The organism is Pseudomonas syringae pv. tomato str. DC3000 (genome assembly GCF_000007805.1).
In the GTDB taxonomy this organism is placed as follows: Bacteria; Pseudomonadota; Gammaproteobacteria; order Pseudomonadales; family Pseudomonadaceae; genus Aquipseudomonas; species Aquipseudomonas avellanae.
The window spans coordinates 3,413,282-3,431,279 of the sequence record NC_004578.1 but is presented as its reverse complement, the minus strand read 5'-3'; the positions used below and the strand labels follow the sequence as shown (position 1 = coordinate 3,431,279).

The following is a 17,998-nucleotide window of genomic DNA, read 5'->3' as shown; positions in this document are numbered from 1 at the left end:
CCTGAAAAAACTAATTAGGCCCCCACTTTTCCTCCCATTTACATGGAGGTGCGAGCGATCGCGAATAGCGATTTCTGATACAGACCTGAGTGGACTGCAAGGGAATTCGCAGCGGGCGAAAAGGCTGACAAACGAAGAACAATTGAGCAAATGTTGACCTGCGTGCTTTTTTGAAAAGTGGCAACGACCCGATAGCTGCAAACGATCCGGATATTTCGGCGCATCCCGGGTGTCGTGGAACAATTTTGGTATGGATGGAATGGATCCCGCTGATGAGTGAAAATGCGTCAGTGTTCCAGCATGCCTGTCTCAACGAAAGACACCGCTGATCTCAGGCCAGGAGAACGCGGCGCCGTTGGTTAGCGTTTGCGACTACTTATAATGCTGCTCAAACACGGCCACTTGTTCGGGCGTAATCAACTGAAAGGGCACCCAGACATCCGTTTCGACTGGCTCACCTTTGATCATTTTAATGGACGCCTGTACTGCGGCGGTGGCTTGGGCTTTGGGGTCCTGAAAGACTGAGGCGACCAGCATTCCGCGTTTAATCGCGGCCAGGCCGTCGGGCAGACCATCAATGCCGACAATTGCAATTTCGCCCTTGGTTTTGCCAGCCTGCTGCAGGGCCATGGCGGCACCGATAGCCATCTCGTCGTTGTTGGCGACGATGGCGTCAAACTTGGTGCCTGCCAGCAGCCAGTTGCTGGTCAGGTCCATGCCTTTGTTGCGTTGCCATTCGGCGCTTTGTTGTTCGACTATCTTGATGCCGGGATAGTCTTTGAGCACCTGCTTGACGCCTTCGGTGCGGTCATGCGTAGCGTTTTGCGCAAGGTCACCCATGATGATGGCGAGGGTACCTTTGCCCCCTAGTTTTTCCGCCAGGTAGCGCATTTGCAGCTGCCCGGCCTCAATGTCATTGGACGCCACGGTAACCACGCCTTTAGGCAGGACGCGCTCGTCCGGATGGCGGTTGACGTAGACCAGCGGCGTCTTCGCCTCAACGGCAGCGCGGGTCAGGTTGGCGGTGGCGGCGGTGTCCACGGGCAGGACGATAATTGCGTCGACTTTTTGATTGATAAATCCCTGAACCTGATTGAGCTGGCGCACCACGTCGCCTTGCGCGTCCTCGAACTGGACCTGTACGTTTTCTTTTTTTGCCGCGTCCTCCACGCCGCTGCGCACGTAAGTCATGAAGTTATCGTCGACCCTTGCGATGCTCACGCCGATGCGATAGCTGGCGGTGGCCCATGGGCTTAAGACAAGTAGCAGAGAGGCAAAAAGCAATGTGCAGCGACGCATGATAGTTTTCCTTTTATTGTTATGAGACGAAACTCATCAAGATCAAACTTGAGGACGGCTGGCGCGTTTGGATCAAGTCCCGGGCGTGCCGTTGGCCCTCAATCCAGCGTGAAGGCTTGCCGAAAGCGTTCGAGTGCTGCTTCGCTATCTCCGCTGGCCCAGCCTTCGAGCCCGACGACACCGCTGTATCCCAAGCCAAACAGCGCTTTGGCAATGGCCGGGTAATGGATTTCACCGGTGCCCGGTTCCATGCGCCCGGGAACGTCAGCGACCTGGATTTCGCCGATGGAACTGCCCGCACGCTGGATCAGTTCGATCAGGTTTCCTTCGCCAATCTGCGCATGGTAAAGGTCCAGATTCATCTTCAGATAAGGGCTGTCGACGGCCTCGATCAGCGCCAGGGTATCGTCGGCGCGAGCGAATGGCGTTCCAGGATGGTCCACTTCAGTATTGAGGTTTTCCAGCAGAAACACACGACCGGCGTCTTCGCCCAGGCGAGCGATTTTTTCCAGGGTCTTGCAGGCACTCAACCACATGCGCCCGTTAGCGTGGGCCACGGGTTTGACCGGCAAGCCCTGATCGTCCAGGCCAGTGCCATGCAGGTTGAGGCTTGGGCAATTGAGTTGTGCGGCGATGGCCAGTGATTCCCGCGCACTGTCGAGTAGTTGCCGGCTGTCTTCGGGGTCGGTCAAGTTGCCCCGGATGTAGCCGGTCATTGAGGTGAAGTCCGCGCCGGTTGCAGCGAGTGCGGCAATGTCCTTGCTCGTCCAGCCCCAGATCTCGGCGCTGAAACCCAGCGCATGGATGCGTTTGACGCGCTCAGTGAATGGCAGATCGAGAAAGACCATTTCGGCACTGACGGCCAGTTTGAACGGCGTGAAGCTCATGAGCGGGCTCCCTCGACGCGCACCGCTTTACCTAGTTGGAACGACTCGATGCACGCGCGGGCGATTGCCAGTGCTGCCCGGGCATCTTCGCCGCTGGCGAGTGGTTTTGCGCCGGTACGCAGGCAGTCTGCAAAGTGGTTGAGTTCGGCCACATACGCATCACGCAGCAGGTCAGTGTCCAGGCGCTGGGTGTCGCTCTGGATGCCGTTGGCCAGATAGCGAACCAGGTCAGAGTCATTGACGCTGCCCATGGTCAGCATGCCCGCGCTGCCGAAGACTTCGCCTCGGACATCGTAGCCATAGACCGCCTGGAAATTCGCTTCGGCCGTGGCGATAGCGCCGTTGTCGAAACGGATCGTGACCACCGCGGTGTCGAGAAACCCCTTACTCTTGTAGTCCGGTGCAATGAGGGCATCGGCCATCACGAACACTTCGACGGCTTCGGCACCGGGGTTGAGGTAGCGCAGGCTATCGAAGTCATGGATCAAGGTCTCGAGGAAAATCACCCACTGCGGCGAGGCGGCGGGATTGTTCAAGGCCGGATCGCGCGTCAGAGAGCGCAGCAGTTGCGGCGTGCCGATCCGCCCGGCAACCACGTCCAGGTGGGCAGTGCGGAAGCTTTTCGCAAAGCGACGGTTGAAGCCGACTTGCAGCGTCACTTGCGCATCGGCTGCGGCCGCGATAGCGCGGTCGGCTTCGTCCAGTGTGATAGCCATGGGTTTCTCACAAAACACACCTTTGCCTGCCCGGGCCGCGCTGATCACTAACTCGGCATGGCTGCGGGCCGGGGCGGCGATCAGTACGCCGTCGATATCCGGGTCGTCGAGCAATTGCTGCGGGTCAGTGTAAAACCGCTCTACGCCAAGTTCGGTAGCGAGGCGAGCGGCCTGGCCAGGTGTCGGGTCTGCGATGGCCGCCAGGCAGGCACCAGGGATACGCAGGGCGGCAGTCTGGCCGTGAAAACTGCCCATACGGCCAGCGCAGATGAGGCCAAGGCGAAGGGTCTCGGATGCACTCATGAAATGACTCCTTTTTATTGTTGTTCAGTAGAAGCGTTACTAATGCTGCAAGGGAAAGAGCAAAGCCTGTGCCAATATTCAAACCATTGATAATTAAGGGAATAATAAAATAAGTCTGAAATAAGTGTTCATTCTGATGACATGCCTATAATGACATGTCAAAAGTATGAACATATGGGTGGCACATGACCCCGCAGCCAATGGCTTTCAGCGTACAAGACCTTGATTACCTCACTGCGCTAGACCCGACCTCGCTGAGCGAAGGGCCGATTGCGGCGCTGGAGAACGCCTGGCTGGCTTGCCTGAGCGGATGCACCGAACAACCTGTTGGGGTGCGACAGGTGATTTGGGACTCCTGGCACCGCAGCGTCAGTGCAGGGCTGGACCCTAAAGACGGGGAATACCGCTTTGTTACTCCCGCTGATCTGGAGGCAACCCTGGCAGCCAATCGAGTGTTGATTGCTGCAGCGGCAGAGGTCATGCGTGGCTTACTGGCGTACAACCCCAGGGGCCATATCAATCTGACCGATGCCGCAGGCACAACGTTGTATTTTTGTGGGCTCGACCTCACGCCTGTTGGCAGTCGCTTGCTGGAGTCCGTCCAAGGCACCAACTGCACCGGCCTGGCGTTGGCCGAAGACAGATTGTTGTATGTGCTAGCCGAGGAAAACTTCGGCAACGACCTGCGTCGGCGGCGCATGCATTGCGCTGCAGCACCGATCCGCGATGCCCAAGGCCGGACGCTGGCCATGTTGACCCTGACCGCCGAACCCGGCTGGTTTCATTTCCATACGTTGGGCACTGTGCAGGCTGCTGCCGAAGCGGTTTCGCGGCATATGGCGTTGCAGGCGTTGCTGGAAGAGCAGCAAACCGTGCTTGAAGTGCTCAACGAAGGGCTGGTGGTGCTGGATGAGCGCGGCTGTATCAAGGCTCTCAATCGTTATGCCCGACAATTGTTTCGCGTGGGCCGCGACTTGTTGGGCAGCCCGTTCCAGCGTCTGGGCCGGAGCGAACTGACCGATGAGATTCTGCTGCGCGGCGGGGACGGCCTGCGGGACCTGGATTGCACGTTTGAGCTGCATGACCGCAGTCACCTGGCATGCCTGGTCTCGGTGTGTTCACTGGGGCAGGGCGGGCGCATTGTTTCGCTGCGCGAGAACCGCCGTATACGGGAAATTACCCGGCGGATCGTCGGCTCCCAGGCCAGCTACACCTTTGACACCATTCAGGGCAGCTCCCGCGCTATTCAGGATGCGTTGCACCTGGGGCGCATAGCCAGTCGCAGTGATTCAACCACATTGATTCTGGGCGAAAGCGGCACCGGCAAGGAGTTATTCGCCCAAGCCATCCATAACGCCAGTGAACGTTGCAACGGGCCATTCGTAGCCGTCAACTGCGGGGCCATTCCGCGAGATCTGGTGCAGAGTGAATTGTTTGGTCATGTCGAAGGCGCGTTCACCGGATCGGCGCGTGGCGGCTCGGCCGGCAAGTTTGAATTGGCCGATGGCGGTACGATCTTTCTCGACGAAATCGGTGACATGTCTTTTGATGCCCAGGTCAGCCTTTTGCGCGTCTTGCAAGAAGGCGAAGTGACACGAGTGGGGGCAAAGCAATCCCGGCAAGTGAATGTCCGCATCATCGCGGCGACCCACCGTAACCTAAGCCAGGCGGTGGTGGATGGCGCGTTTCGTGAGGACCTTTACTACCGGCTCAATGTACTGAATTTGACGGTTCCACCGCTGAGAATGCGCCGCGAAGATGTGCCGCTACTGGCACAGCATTTTCTCGATCGTTGCGCACGTTCGCTGCGTAAGTCGGTGCAGGGTATATCGCCGGAGGCGCTGGATATTCTGTGTGCCTACCACTGGCCCGGCAATGTTCGAGAACTGGAAAATATCATCGAGCGGGCGACCAACCTGGCCCTGACCGAGCGGCTCCAGACCACAGATCTGCCGCTCGAAATCAAGCAAAGGCTGCGGCCTTTGGTGCCAGGGCGCATGCCTGAACTCCAGGCTGCACCAGACCTCGGAACGCATGAAATGAACGCAATCATCACCGCACTCAAGGCGACCCACGGTAATATCCGGCTGGCCGCCAAACAGCTGAACGTGTCCCGGGGCGGGCTGTATAACAAGATGAATCGGTTTGGGTTAAGTGCTGATGAGTTTCGCTCGGGACCAGAGTGTTGAGGGGATAAGCCTCGCTTTTCAGCATCAATTGCACTTCTAGGCCTGCTGCCACGTGTTTGAGTTCAGTGGCAAAGGAACGATTTCGTTTAGTCATCAGGCACCTCTATCTGGCGATATTCTCGCCTAAATAGGGGGCCGGAATTATTAGACCACTACACTCGCTTGGTGTCGGCGAGTCGGCTTTGCGTCGATGGGTCGACCAGGTGCAGCAAGAACGCACGGGCGTCACCCCGCAGAGCAAAGCGCTGACCCCGGAGCAGCAGAAAATCCAAGAGCTGGAAGCCCGAATTGCCCGCCTTGAGCGGGAAAAATCGATCTTAAAAAAGGCTACCGCGCTCTTGATGTCGGAAGATCTCGAGCGTTCGCGCTGATTGACCAGTTGAGCATCCACGAGCCGGTTGATTGGCTGTGCAAGGTGTTTGAAGTGACCCGCTCATGCTACTACGCTCGGCGTCTGAGGCGCCGCACACCGGATGTAGAACGCCTTCGATTGCGCAGTCGGGTGAACGAGTTGTTCACCCAAGGCCGCAGTGCTCCCGGTAGCCGTAGCATCATGGCCATGATGCAGGACGACGGCGAGCAGATCGGGCGATTCAAAGTGCGCAGCCTGATGCGCGAGCTGGAGTTGGTCAGCAAACAACCGGGATCGCATGCTTACAAAAAGGCGACGGTCGAGCGGCCCGACATTCCTAATATCTTGAACCGGGAGTTTGATGTGCCCGCTCCTGACCACGTCTGGTGTGGCGATATCACTTACATCTGGGCTCAAGGGAAATGGCAGTATCTGGCAGTTGTGCTAGATCTTTTTGCCCGCCGTGTTGTGGGCTGGGCGTTGTCGGGAAAGCCGGATGCGGACTTGGTCATCAAGGCCTTGGACATGGCTTACGAGCAGCGAGGGAAGCCTCAAGGTCTGCTGTTCCACTCCGACCAGGGCTCGCAATATGGAAGCCGGAGTTTTCGCCAGCGCCTTTGGCGATATCGCATGCGTCAGAGCATGAGCCGGCGAGGAATTTGTTGGGATAACGCGCCGATGGAGCGGGTGTTCAGGAGCCTGAAAACCGAGTGGATACCGATCATGGGCTACACGACGGTTCAACAAGCTCAGCGGGATATCAGTCATTTTTTGATGCACCGGTACAACTGGATTCGACCGCACCAATTTAATGGTGGGCTGCCACCGGCTCAGGCTGAGAAAAAACTTAACGTCGTGTCCGGGATCAGTTGACCACTACACCTGGTGATCGGCGTCGCTTCCAGCGCTGTGTTTGATTTGTTGGCATCGGACGCAGTGTTTCAGAGTCAGGGGGAGGAGGAATACCGCAAGTTTCAGCAAAAAAATCTTCACGTCCCGCTTCCTAAGGGGATAGCGTTCCCCTTCATCAAGCGCTTACTCTCAGTGAATGACCTTAGCGTCGATCCTACGGATCCGCTCGTCGAGGTAATACTTCTTCCGCGCAATGATCCCGACACTGGGCTGCGTGTACTGAAGACTATCGAGCACTACGAGCTTGGGATGACAAGGGCGATTTTCATGCAGGGAAAATCTCCTTATGAATACATACCAGCACTGAATATCGCTTTATTTTTGTCGGGTGACAAAAAAGACGTGGAAGCGGCTATCAGGGCCGGGTACCCGGCTGGCCAGGTGCTCGATTCAAAATTTGAAGACGACGAGACTGATAAAACCCTACGCATCGCATTCGACTTTGACGGCGTACTCGCCGGCGATGAGTCCGAAACAATCATGCAGGCCTCTGGATTGTCTGAGTTCCATTCGCACGAAGTGAAGAACGTCATGCAGCCCCATAACCCCGGGCCGCTGAAGGAATTCATGGTGCGGATATCCAAAATCCAGTCGGTCGAGGAGAAGCACAAAAAGCTCAATCCTAAATACGAAAACCGCATACGCGTCTCGATCGTCACAGCCCGCAATGCTCCGTCTCATGAGCGTGCGATGAATACACTCAAGAGTTGGGGGGTCATGGCCAATGACGCATTCTTCTTAGGTGGTATCGAGAAAGGAAAAATTTTAAGTGTATTGAAACCACACATCTTCTTCGATGACCAATCAGGGCACCTTAAATCGACTAGCGCAGTTGCTCCATCCGTGCACATTCCTTTCGGCATCACCAACCATGTCTCTACTGTGGATGCGATAGAGCCTGAAGCGGATCAGGTCCAGCAGGTGGTGTAAAACGGTGGCTTGAGCGCGTAGTACCACAGGAATTCGTATCGGTCCTGTGCTGCGAAAAACCGATAACACGGCCTATACTTGGCACCGAAGCCCTTGCAATCGTCAGTCCGTCAGCAACCCAAACGTATCGCCTTGCCTGCCGAATTTCCGCGCACGCTGATTCATCACGAACCTGAAAACACTCAATGCCAATGCGGCTGCGCCCTCAAGCGCATCGGCGAGGATGTCAGCGAGAAACTCGACTACACGCCTGGCGTGTTCAGCGTTGAACGGCACGTTCGGGGTAAGTGGGTTTGCGATGAGTGCGAAACACTGACCCAAGCACCGGTGCCAGCCCAGGTCATCGACAAAGGTATCCCAACGGCAGGCTTGTTGGCCCAGGGGATAGTCGCGAAATACGCCGATCACTACATCGCGGCCTCATGTGAAGTTGAACGCGAAGTCTGTGATTTAGAACCGGACGTCCGACGACGAATACGTCAGGAAAAAGCAGCGCCGCTGATGGATGCGTTTCATACCTGGATGACCGCCCAGCGCGAGCAATCGAAAATACGGTTTCTGACATAGTACCAAGGGGCTACAGGGTGGCTTCAGTACTGGTGTATCACACTGCCTGATAGAGGAGAGCAGTGCCTCGACGATTATGTTGTTCTCCACTCCAGCGCTTGGAGCCTCCTCCGGGAACGCTTGGTACCTGTCCTACTTGTGATAAAGATGGATAGTAGTGCGTAAAGCGGTTGAGCATATGCGAAGCGTCAATGGGTTGATATAAAGTTAATTAATAGTCGGGAGGAATGATGTTTGAGTTCGGGAAGTTGAAGGTTAAGTTAAAAGCCATGAGTTGGTCGGGGCGTTTTTATAGTTTTTCTGTCGCTGTTACAGTGCTTGGGATGTTCTTGTCAGCGCTAATGGGTATTGCAATATTAAATAGTGCTATCTTGATTGCTTCTCTAGGGTTTGTTGTTGGCTTCATGTTTGTATGTTTACGCATCTATCGCTGGTTTATCTCTGTATGGGACAAGCCGTTTGGTAAAACCCCTATTATCCTGCTGCACTTGTTGGTGTTGCTGATATCGACAGCCATTTCAAGATGGGTTGTGGCTGAAGCCTTGGGGCTGCCACCGCAATCATTTGACATTACGGTTGGATTTCTAGTACTTGTCTTTTATATTCCTGCATGGCTGCTCTTGGGAGCCTTCGTGTTTACCCTGCTGGGGTTCCTACTTTTAATCGGCGTCGGGCTAGGAGCATTACTTTTAATCCCTCTGTCTGTTATCGCAAACCTGTTGAATATTTTCAATCTGCTGCCGTACCTGCGCAAAGCATGGAGCAAAGTTGCGCCAGCCAGGCTCAGCTTTATCGATGCACAGGGGCATTTGGTAGGCGCACTGTTGAGCGGAGTCATTCTGATTAATTTATATGGAGCGCTCGTTTCTGATGCTCGGCCGTGGATTTACTCCTCGGTCAGATTGATAGCTGTCCTCAGTGATTTTCAGCCTGCCGTTAACTATCCCGGCGTGCAAGCGGGTGAACGTGCCCATCCGTTAGATAACGGTTTTGTTGCCATAGCCAAGGAATTGGCTGATAAGAGTATTGAAATCGAAGTGAAAAAACAGATTGAAGACTTTGAGCATCCGCAAAGTCACCCTGTCATCACTCCCATCCCTTCGATGAAACAGCTGACCGATCCACTTATCCAACGCATGGATGACTATTTAACTACGTTGCCCAGGCACGGACGGCCCGGCTGACTGTTAGACGGCATTAAAGCCGGTGCGGATCTTGTCTGCCGGCACTATCGACGGGCCGGCGTAACACGTCGCGACGGCGTCGATCGGCTGCGGGGTAGACAAGCTGATATTCAAAATATGGCTCTGGTAATTGCAAATGCCGAGTGGGGTTGAAATATCCACGACTTTTGGCCTGCCAGGATGCTGTGCATTGAGTTTGGAAAAGATTCTGCTGGAAACCTTGGAAGATCTTGAGACGGTTGGAGCGTGGACGGAGGCCACTCTTTGGCTTGGGCTGGAGTGATTTCATGAGCGGATTCTTGGGTATAGGGCTGGGGCATCCTTTTCAAACCATCCAAAGCATGCCCTCAGATGTGCCCCCAATGTAGCAATCCACCGGAAGTAAATGGAGCTCCATGGTTTGTGAAAAGCCAGAAATGATCAACTAAACAGCCTATCCGACGAAACCTAAAGACTCTCAGGGTCGCCAAAAAACATCTGAATCCGCGACCTCAACCACCGCTCCCCCGGATCATTATCCTGCGCCCCCCTCCAGGCCATGTGCAATTCAAACGTGCGCGTCTCGATCGGCAGGTCTTCAGACCGAACGCCGCCCGCCGCCGTCAGCACTTGCGCAGCGTAATCAGGCACGGTGGCGATGATGTCGGTGCCGGTCAGCAGCGTGGCCAAGCCGTTGAACTGCGGTACGGCGAGGACGACGTGGCGTTTGCGCTCGAGTTTTTCCAGGTGCTCGTCAATAAACCCGCTCAGGTCGCCGGCAAATGACACCAGGGCGTGGGGGCGGGCGCAGAAGTCGTCTAGGCTGAGGGGGCCGGGTATCGAGTCGGCACGCAACAATTGTGGCTTGCTTCTGCGCAATACCTTGCGCTTGGCGTTGGCGGGCAGGTCCTGGGTGTAGCTGACGCCGACCGAAATCTCTCCCGAGGCCAGCAGTGGTGGCATCAGGATGTAGTTGACCCGCCTGACGACCAGCACGATCCCCGGTGCTTCGGAGCGCAGGCGCTTGAGCAGGGTGGGCAGCAGGGCGAACTCGACGTCGTCCGACAAACCGATGCGGAATACCGAGGTGCTGGTGGCCGGGTCGAACTCTGAGGCCCGGCTGACGGCAGTCGAAATGGAGTCCAGCGCCGGGGAGAGCAGGGCGAAGATTTCTGTGGCGCGGGCGGTTGGCTCCATGCTGCGGCCGGTACGCACGAACAAAGGATCGTCGAACAGCCCACGCAGGCGAGAAAGCGCGGCGCTGATGGCTGGCTGGCCAAGAAACAGCTTTTCCGCCGCACGCGTGACGCTGCGCTCATGCATCAGGGTTTCGAAAACGATGAGCAGATTGAGGTCGACGCGACGCAGGTCGTTACGATTCATGCGGAATATCTCGGGCCATTTGTCGGTTGAGGACGTGAGCAGGGTGCGATAGTACGAGCAAATGCGGGTCCGGCGCAGGGGAAATTAATAGCGTGAGCGCGGAATGTCCACATGGCTTGCAATGTCTGGTCGACATGCGAACAATGGCGGCCATTATGCATAGTGGCGTCCAGACGCTGTCTGGCCGCGACATGTAGCTCACAGGACACAATCGATGACAGGCATGTCGACTATCAATAGCCACCGATAGTGTTCCCGGCAATGCCCGGATAAAGTTTGTGGCATCAAGGTTTACCAGGCGAGGTTCTAAATGTCCCGCACGATCCGTTTTCACCAGTTCGGCCCGGCCGAGGTGCTCAAGCTTGAAGAGCAGCCCGTCGCGTCGCCTGCACCCGGCGAGGTGCAGGTTCGCGTCCAGGCTATCGGTGTCAGCTGGTACGACGTTCTATGGCGGCAAAACCTCGCCTCTACCCAGGCGCGGCTGCCTGCCGGGCTGGGTTACGAGATGGCTGGCGTGGTCACTGCGCTGGGCGACGGGGTCGATGATCTGCAGGTGGGTGACAAGGTCGCCAGCTTCCCTGCGGCCGATGCCAATCAGCATCCGGTTTATGGCGAATGCATCGTCATGCCGCGCCTGGCGCTGACCCGCTACCCGGATGTGCTGACGCCTGTCGAAGCCAGTGTGCATTACACGCCGTATCTGGTGGCGTACTTTGCCTACGTCGATCTGGCGCGCATCAAGGCTGGCCAGACGGTGTTGGTCACCGACGCCAGCCATTGTTCCGGTCCTGCGTTCGTGCAGTTGGGCAAGGCGCTGGGTGTTCGTGTCATCGCCGCGACCAAGACCGAAGATGCGCGTGAGTACCTGCTTTTGCTGGGTGCCGACAAGGTGGTAGTCACCGAAGAGCAGGACTTGCTGATGGCAATCAACAAGTACACCGACAATCGCGGCGTCGATGCGGTTTTCGATGGCCTCGGTGGCCCGCAGATGTCGATTATGGGTGATGTGCTCGCGCCACGCGGCAGTCTGGTGCTGTATGGCCTGCAAGGCGGCAATCAGACGCCGTTCCCGGCTTGCGCAGCCTTCCAGAAGAACATCCAGTTTTACGTGCACTGCCTGGGCAACTTCACCGGCAAGCCGGAATTGGGCATCACTCAGGATCAGCAGGCGTTGCAGCGTGCGTTGCGGGATATCAACCAGATGACCGCCGACAATATCCTGAAGCCGTTGCAGACGCGCAGCTTCCCGTTCGATCAAGTGGTGCAGGCGCACCGTTACATGGATGTCTGTCCGATCGGCGGGCGTGCGGTGCTGGAAATCGAGCCCGTCTGATTCAGCGCTTTCTCACACCTGCGGTTGCTGTCTCGAAAGCCTTCCCTACGGAAGGCTTTTTGCGTTTCGCTGCCAAAAACTGCTGTTGATCGATTATTTCAAAACGACTGAAAATAACGGGCCGACATTTCAGAAGTGCGCACCGTTGTATGGGTTTTTCATGTGCGACTTACGGTTTATTTAAGTTTATCGGCTCTGTCAGTAATACAAGTGCAAAGTTGGCGTTTCCTACGGGTTATGACGAAAACGCGATGGGGTGCGAATAAGGTGGGGCGCTGGAGAACCTTTATTGGCCTGTCTGCAAGTCTGGAAGTGAATGCGTCGAGAAACGCTACTGCCTTGATAGGGATAAAGGCATGATTAAACGGTACGTTTAAATTAAGTTTAGTTTTCTGGCGGAATACGCAGTTTTCAAAAGCAAACTGTCTATTGTAATTGTTTTGCAGATACTGATAATGCGTCGGTAATTACTACTCAGGGAATGAGTCATGCTCGACTACACATTTGATTGTCAGGCTGATGTTCGATGCTGTGCCCGTACGTTGCCGTGTCTTGTTCAACAGGCAGGTGACCTACAATGAGTTCTATTCACGAACAGGCAATGAATTACGTCTACCAACAAGTGCTGCAGCGTTTGTTGGGGTATTTCAGCCGTGCAGAGCGCACGGCATTGCAGTTGCTGATTCAGCGGTTGATTGTCGCCGCTGGCGGGATCGAGCGAATATCCGGCTTCAAAGTGCTGGTGGCGTTTGGCGGCGGCAAGGACAGTGCCTATACGCTGGCGTTTTTGAGGGCTGCGCAGTTGAGCATTGCCTGTCGATCGCCCGGCACGTTCAATTTGCGGGTCGCCAATCGGCGTCACGCGGGTATGACGCCGGCGGTGATGGGCAACATCAACCGCACCTATTCAGCGTTGTTTCTGTATGACGACCCTCGCGTCGAAATGCTGGTCATCGACAACCAGTACACCCAGGCTTTCGAGCCGGACCTGCCTTTTTCCAGCGCAGGCCGTGAGCAGAACCGCCTGGATGTGCTGCTCGGTGGCCATCTGTCCGCTGGAGACGCACGCACGACATTTTGCAATACCTGCTACCTCGGGCTGGCGGAGTTTCTCGGCCGGGCCCTGAGTTGGGGTAACGGTGTCGATGCAGTGGTCAGCGGCGACTCGAGAAAGGAGCAGAGACAGTACATCACCTGGATCATGCGTCTGGCCCAGCGTACCGGGCAGCACTCGGGTCGCTGGGGCAACCAGACCCTGAACGGGGTGCTCAAGGTGATCGACACGATCGGCCAGGCCTACTACAACGAACTGTATGGGGAGGGCGATGACGTCCCACGTGTCATGCGACCCATTACTTGCCCTGACAAAGCCACCGCGCCCGCTTTTATCAGCATTGCCGACCTCATTAGTTGCACGGCGGACGAGCACTGGAACCTGCTCACCGAGTTTCTGGATTTTCGCTTCGACGATCTGGCGTTCAGCTTCAGCGAGTCCGATTGCGCCAACCCGGTGCTGATGGCCCATATGCGCGGCCTGACCGCGGAGTATCTGCAAGGGCGCAGTTATGCTGACGGAATAGCCGAGTACCTGGAACTGGCCACGTCACTGATGCGCAGAAAGCAGATGCCGCCGCGGCTGATTGACCAGGCACTCGGCGCCTATGCCGGTCGGGCGCGTATCGATACGCGTCGCGAACTGGCCGCAAGCTTCGCTCAGGACGGTTTTGGCCTGAATGAAACACAGTTGGTCTGCCTGCTGTTCTCACCTTTCGTGAACCAGGGCGACGGCCTGGAAGATTTTCTGCGCCGCTGTCATTCCGGCATGCTGGTAGCGCTGCCGGATCTGCACAAGGTGCTGTCAGGCTCGACGGCGCCTGATCAGGTCGTGCAGTGGCTGGTGGAAATCAGTGGCTTGAGCCTCAGGGAACTGCAGAACCTCTACCGCAAGCAACGTGTGGATTTCGACGACGAGCACTCAATCATCGCCAGAATTCGCGCCGCGGACCCTGACAAACGCCGGGTCATGAGCGTAGATCCGATGACCGGTCAGGCGGTGGCGCACGTGCTCTCCGGGCGCTGAACATGAAAAACAACGCCGATTTCGCCTATCAGGCGGTCTATCGCTACCTTGTGCAGTTGGTTGATCAGGGGCAGGGCGAGTCGGCGCTCAAGATGCCGTCGCTGCGTCATCTCGCCCAGCGCCTGCGTGTATCGATATCCACGGTACAAAGTGCCTATTCGCTGCTGGAAAAAGAGGGGCGCATTTATTCCGTTGCCAAGTCGGGTTATTACTCGGCACCGCGCAGCGCAGCTATTGAAGTGCGGGCACGCTTTGACAGCGACGGCGATCTTTTACAGATGCACCATTACTACGCTCGACGTTCTGGCATGTCGTTGTTGAGCAGCGATGCGCCGACGCTGTTGCAGGCGCAGGAAAGTCCGCTGCTGGCGATGGAACACGAACTGGTTCGGAATTATCCGCGCCCTCGGCAAGCTGATTTCCAGCCTTTCGGCGAACTGCAATTGCGCATCGCGCTGGCAGCCCGTTACACCCGCGGTGCCGAGCATTGTTGGCACGCCGACAATGTTCATGTCGCCCCTGACGTACATGGCGCATTCAAGGCCGTTATCGAAACCCTGGGGTTGCGCGGCGGTGCGGTACTGGTCGAGTCGCCTTGCGCCTGGGGCTTGCTGAGGTTGCTGCGGTCATTCGATATCCGGGTCATCGAATTACCACTGGACGAGACCGGCAGCCTTGATCCAATACAACTTGAACGGCTGTTGCTGGAAAATAACGTCGGCCTTGTTGTATTGCCTTCAATGTTCAACTCAGTGCGAGGCAGTGTGCGACCGTTGTGCAATAGCCGGGCAGTGGCCAAAGTGCTTGACCGACATCAGGTCTGGGTGCTGGAAAACGACAGCCACGGGGCCTTGCAGTTTGCCGCCGATCAAACCTGCCTGCGTCACTTGATTGACCCGCAGCGTCTGATCATCATCGGTACGTTCGAAAAATGCCTTGGGCCTGAAGCCCCTTACGGTTATCTGCTGTGCAAGAACCTCGACGCGCGGTGGCAGGCGTATTTCCTGCTGCGCGCCTTTGAACTGCCGCCCACTCGTCAGCGAGCCATCGCCCGCTTGTGCAGCAGCGGCCGTTTGGACAAGCACTTGGCTCAGTTACGAGAGGCGCTGGCTGGACACCTGCAATTGATGATGCAGCACCTCAATGAACACACGGACGGATTGCTGCGTTACGAGGTGCCCGAGGGTGGCTGCGGGATCTGGGCCCGAAGCGTGTATCCGGTGGACATGCGGCAGGTCTTCAACAGGCTGCTGGCCAAACGCATTGTCATCACGCCCGGTGAGCTGTTCAGCCTGGAGAGCCTCTATGGGCAACATCTATGGATCAGCTACGCGATTGACTGGAGTCGCGATCCGGGCGAACTGTTTAGCGCACTGGCGCAGGCATTACACCTGGCACGTCAGCCTTGAGCGCTGGCAGGGTGGGCCGTCGATCCATTTGTGTTTGCCAGACGTGATCCAAGGCTGTTAACTGTACGCCCGTCCAGTATCCACAACCAACGGCCCTCCAGCGCAGTGACCCCAATTGCCCCCGTCCATCCCGATCCAGCGCCAGCAATGCTCAGCGATCCGCCTGCACGTTATGCAGTGGCAGTGCGCGCTTTGTGCGAGTTCACGGCCAAGGTGGGTGATCTCGATCTGCGTTTCACGCCATCGCCAACGGCGCAGGAAGGGATTGCCGGGCATCGCACAGTCGCGTCGCGTCGTGGTGCCGATTATCAGGCCGAGCTGGCGCTGAGCGGCGATTACCATGAGCTGACGGTGAGGGGCAGGGCAGACGGCTACGACGCAGGCCGCAACCAGTTGGAAGAAGTGAAAACCTATCGCGGCGAGCTGGACGCCATGCCCGCCAACCACCGTCAGTTGCATTGGGCGCAGGTGAAGGTGTACGGCTGGCTGCTCTGCCAGCGTCTGCAACTTGAAGAAGTGACGCTGGCGCTGGTGTATTTCAACATTGTCAGCGAGCAGGAAACCCTGATTCGTGAGCCGTTCAGCGCTGCGACCCTGCGACGGTTTTTCGAGCAGCAGTGCACGATATTCCTCAGCTGGGCGCGGCAGGAGCTGGCGCACACTCAGGTGTTGCACCAGACGCTGGGCAGCCTGAAATTCCCCCATGCCTCGTTTCGTACCGGCCAGCGAGCGCTTGCCGAGTCGGTGTACAAGGCGGTGAGCACGGGCTGTTGCCTGATGGCCCAGGCACCGACCGGCATCGGCAAGACCGTGGGCACGCTGTTTCCGTTGCTCAAGGCGGCGCCTGTCCAGAAGCTCGACAAGATTTTCTTCCTGACCGCCAAGACGCCGGGGCGGCGGCTGGCGCTGGATGCGCTGGAAGTCATCAGGCACAGTGCGCCTGAACTCAGGCTGCGGGTGCTGGAGTTGGTGGCGCGGGACAAGGCCTGCGAGCATCCGGACAAAGCCTGCAACGCAGATTCCTGCCCGCTGGCCCGTGGCTTTTACGACCGTCTGCCTGCCGCACGCTCGGCGGCACTGGAGTCGCCCTGGCTGAATCAGGCTGGCGTGCGCGAGGCCGCCTTGCTGCATCAAGTCTGTCCGTATTACCTGAGCCAGGAGCTGGCGCGCTGGGCCGATGTGGTCATCGCCGACTACAACTATTACTTCGACTTGAGCGCGCTGTTGTTTGGCCTTGGCCAGCTCAATCAATGGCGGGTGGCGGTACTGGTCGATGAAGCGCACAACATGGTCGAGCGGGCGCGGCAGATGTACAGCGCAAGCCTCGATCAGAGTCAACTGAAAGCGTTGATTCAGAACGCGCCCGACCCGGTGAAAAAAGCCCTGCAGCGCGTGGATCGGCAATGGAATGCACTGCACAAGGTGCAGGCCGGCGCCTATCATGCTTACCCAGCGGGACCGGACAAATTCCTCAACAGTCTCAACCTGTGCATCTCGACCATCGGTGACCATTTCAACGAGCACCCGCAGGCGGTAGATGGCACGTTGCAGGGGTTTTATCTGGAAGCCATCGGCTTTGCGCGCATTGCCGAGCTGTTCGACGAACACTTCATTTTCGATATCACTCGGCGCGATGCCGGTGGCAAGCGCGTCCTGTCGCGCCTGAGCCTGCGCAACGTGGTGCCGGCACGCTTCATTCGCCCGCGCCTGAGCGCTGCACGCAGCACCGTGCTGTTTTCCGCGACACTCAACCCACGGCATTACTACACGGACTGGCTCGGGCTACCGGCCAATACGGCCTGGATCGACGTCGAGTCGCCGTTCCATCACGATCAACTGGACGTGCGCATCGTCAGCCGCATTTCTACCCGTTTTACTCATCGGCAGGCGTCTCTGGCGCCGATTGTCGAACTGATGGCTACGCAGTTCGCAGCCCGGCCGGGCAACTATCTGGCGTTCTTCAGCAGCTTTGATTACCTGTTACAGGTGGCCGAACTGATGGCACGCACGCATCCGCATATTACCCTCTGGCAGCAGGCGCGAGGCATGGCCGAAGGTGAGCGCCATGCGTTTCTCGAACGTTTCACCCTGAGCAGCCAGGGCATCGGCTTTGCGGTGCTGGGCGGTGCTTTTGGCGAAGGCATCGACTTGCCGGGGGCTCGTCTGATCGGCGCATTCATTGCCACCCTGGGGCTGCCGCAGCTCAACCCGGTCAATGAGCAGTTCAAGCAACGCATGGCTGCGCTGTTCGGCGCGGGCTACGATTACACCTACCTTTACCCCGGTGTGCAGAAGGTCGTGCAGGCGGCGGGGCGGGTGATTCGCAGCCAGAGTGACAGCGGCGTGGTGATGCTGATCGATGACCGTTTTGCCGAACGCAAGGTGGCGCAACTGTTCCCCGCGTGGTGGCGGCCTGAAACCGTTGACGGCTGAGGGATCGATACCCGAGCAACGCTGTCGAACTGCCAGTAAACT

The 17,998-nt window shown here is 57.3% G+C and carries 12 protein-coding genes and 2 pseudogenes; 9 read left to right on the top strand and 5 right to left on the bottom strand.

Annotated features, from left to right (window positions below; genetic code table 11):
* Positions 1-372: 372 nt before the first annotated feature.
* From PSPTO_RS15780 to PSPTO_RS15770, 3 genes are all read right to left on the bottom strand, one after another.
* Positions 373-1,299, bottom strand: a complete 927-nt coding sequence (locus PSPTO_RS15780; RefSeq protein WP_005764495.1) for a sugar ABC transporter substrate-binding protein — start codon at positions 1,297-1,299, stop codon at positions 373-375.
* A 98-nt stretch (positions 1,300-1,397) separates the two neighbouring features.
* Positions 1,398-2,186: a TIM barrel protein gene (locus tag PSPTO_RS15775; protein ID WP_005764492.1), complete on the bottom strand. Its 789-nt coding sequence runs from the start codon at positions 2,184-2,186 to the stop codon at positions 1,398-1,400.
* Positions 2,183-3,205: a Gfo/Idh/MocA family oxidoreductase gene (locus PSPTO_RS15770; protein ID WP_011104350.1), complete on the bottom strand. Its 1,023-nt coding sequence runs from the start codon at positions 3,203-3,205 to the stop codon at positions 2,183-2,185. Before PSPTO_RS15770 ends, PSPTO_RS15775 begins: the two co-directional genes overlap by 4 nt.
* Before the next feature lie 185 nt (positions 3,206-3,390).
* Here PSPTO_RS15770 and PSPTO_RS15765 point away from each other — a divergent pair, with 185 nt between their 5' ends.
* The 5 genes and pseudogenes from PSPTO_RS15765 to PSPTO_RS15745 all read left to right on the top strand — a co-directional run bounded on the left by PSPTO_RS15765 (position 3,391) and on the right by PSPTO_RS15745 (position 9,339).
* Positions 3,391-5,394, top strand: coding sequence for a sigma-54 interaction domain-containing protein (locus tag PSPTO_RS15765; protein WP_011104349.1), 2,004 nt, complete (start codon positions 3,391-3,393; stop codon positions 5,392-5,394).
* Positions 5,395-5,552: 158 nt separating this feature from the next.
* A pseudogene (locus PSPTO_RS15760) lies at positions 5,553-6,619 on the top strand (IS3 family transposase); the annotation flags it as partial.
* A 9-nt stretch (positions 6,620-6,628) separates the two neighbouring features.
* On the top strand, positions 6,629-7,588 hold the full coding sequence (locus PSPTO_RS15755; RefSeq protein WP_046463764.1) for a 5'-nucleotidase: 960 nt from the start codon (positions 6,629-6,631) through the stop codon (positions 7,586-7,588).
* Positions 7,589-7,696: 108 nt separating this feature from the next.
* Positions 7,697-7,996 (top strand): annotated as a pseudogene (locus tag PSPTO_RS15750) (IS66 family transposase zinc-finger binding domain-containing protein); the annotation flags it as partial.
* Positions 7,997-8,385: 389 nt separating this feature from the next.
* Positions 8,386-9,339, top strand: a complete 954-nt coding sequence (locus PSPTO_RS15745; RefSeq protein ID WP_011104345.1) for a hypothetical protein — start codon at positions 8,386-8,388, stop codon at positions 9,337-9,339.
* Between the two features lie 3 nt (positions 9,340-9,342).
* On the opposite strand, the gene PSPTO_RS15740 is transcribed toward PSPTO_RS15745, so the two are convergent.
* Positions 9,343-9,501 carry a hypothetical protein gene (locus PSPTO_RS15740; protein WP_156422789.1) on the bottom strand — a complete coding sequence of 53 codons (159 nt, stop codon included), beginning with the start codon at positions 9,499-9,501 and terminating at the stop codon, positions 9,343-9,345.
* A gap of 285 nt (positions 9,502-9,786) precedes the next feature.
* Complete coding sequence (locus PSPTO_RS15735; protein ID WP_005764458.1) at positions 9,787-10,701, bottom strand: LysR substrate-binding domain-containing protein; 915 nt, start codon at positions 10,699-10,701, stop codon at positions 9,787-9,789.
* A gap of 310 nt (positions 10,702-11,011) precedes the next feature.
* Here PSPTO_RS15735 and PSPTO_RS15730 point away from each other — a divergent pair, with 310 nt between their 5' ends.
* The 4 genes from PSPTO_RS15730 (at position 11,012) to PSPTO_RS15715 (ending at position 17,956) form a co-directional block, all read left to right on the top strand.
* Positions 11,012-12,034: a zinc-dependent alcohol dehydrogenase family protein gene (locus PSPTO_RS15730; RefSeq protein WP_011104344.1), complete on the top strand. Its 1,023-nt coding sequence runs from the start codon at positions 11,012-11,014 to the stop codon at positions 12,032-12,034.
* 577 nt (positions 12,035-12,611) lie between these two features.
* Positions 12,612-14,114, top strand: a complete 1,503-nt coding sequence (locus PSPTO_RS15725) for a hypothetical protein (protein WP_005764454.1) — start codon at positions 12,612-12,614, stop codon at positions 14,112-14,114.
* 2 nt (positions 14,115-14,116) lie between these two features.
* Positions 14,117-15,523, top strand: a complete 1,407-nt coding sequence (locus PSPTO_RS15720) for a PLP-dependent aminotransferase family protein (protein ID WP_011104343.1) — start codon at positions 14,117-14,119, stop codon at positions 15,521-15,523.
* A 105-nt stretch (positions 15,524-15,628) separates the two neighbouring features.
* A complete protein-coding gene (locus PSPTO_RS15715) occupies positions 15,629-17,956 on the top strand; it encodes an ATP-dependent DNA helicase (protein ID WP_193383848.1) in 2,328 nt (775 codons plus the stop codon).
* Positions 17,957-17,998 lie beyond the last annotated feature (42 nt).

Excerpts from the sequence above, each read along its gene's own strand:
- PSPTO_RS15780 (WP_005764495.1), bottom strand. The coding sequence starts at position 1,299 with ATGCGTCGCTGCACATTGCTTTTTGCCTCTCTGCTACTTGTCTTAAGC.
- PSPTO_RS15720 (WP_011104343.1), top strand. The coding sequence starts at position 14,117 with ATGAAAAACAACGCCGATTTCGCCTATCAGGCGGTCTATCGCTACCTT.
- PSPTO_RS15725 (WP_005764454.1), top strand. The coding sequence starts at position 12,612 with ATGAGTTCTATTCACGAACAGGCAATGAATTACGTCTACCAACAAGTG.
- PSPTO_RS15730 (WP_011104344.1), top strand. The coding sequence starts at position 11,012 with ATGTCCCGCACGATCCGTTTTCACCAGTTCGGCCCGGCCGAGGTGCTC.
- PSPTO_RS15775 (WP_005764492.1), bottom strand. The coding sequence starts at position 2,186 with ATGAGCTTCACGCCGTTCAAACTGGCCGTCAGTGCCGAAATGGTCTTT.
- PSPTO_RS15745 (WP_011104345.1), top strand. The coding sequence starts at position 8,386 with ATGTTTGAGTTCGGGAAGTTGAAGGTTAAGTTAAAAGCCATGAGTTGG.
- PSPTO_RS15765 (WP_011104349.1), top strand. The coding sequence starts at position 3,391 with ATGACCCCGCAGCCAATGGCTTTCAGCGTACAAGACCTTGATTACCTC.
- PSPTO_RS15735 (WP_005764458.1), bottom strand. The coding sequence starts at position 10,701 with ATGAATCGTAACGACCTGCGTCGCGTCGACCTCAATCTGCTCATCGTT.
- PSPTO_RS15770 (WP_011104350.1), bottom strand. The coding sequence starts at position 3,205 with ATGAGTGCATCCGAGACCCTTCGCCTTGGCCTCATCTGCGCTGGCCGT.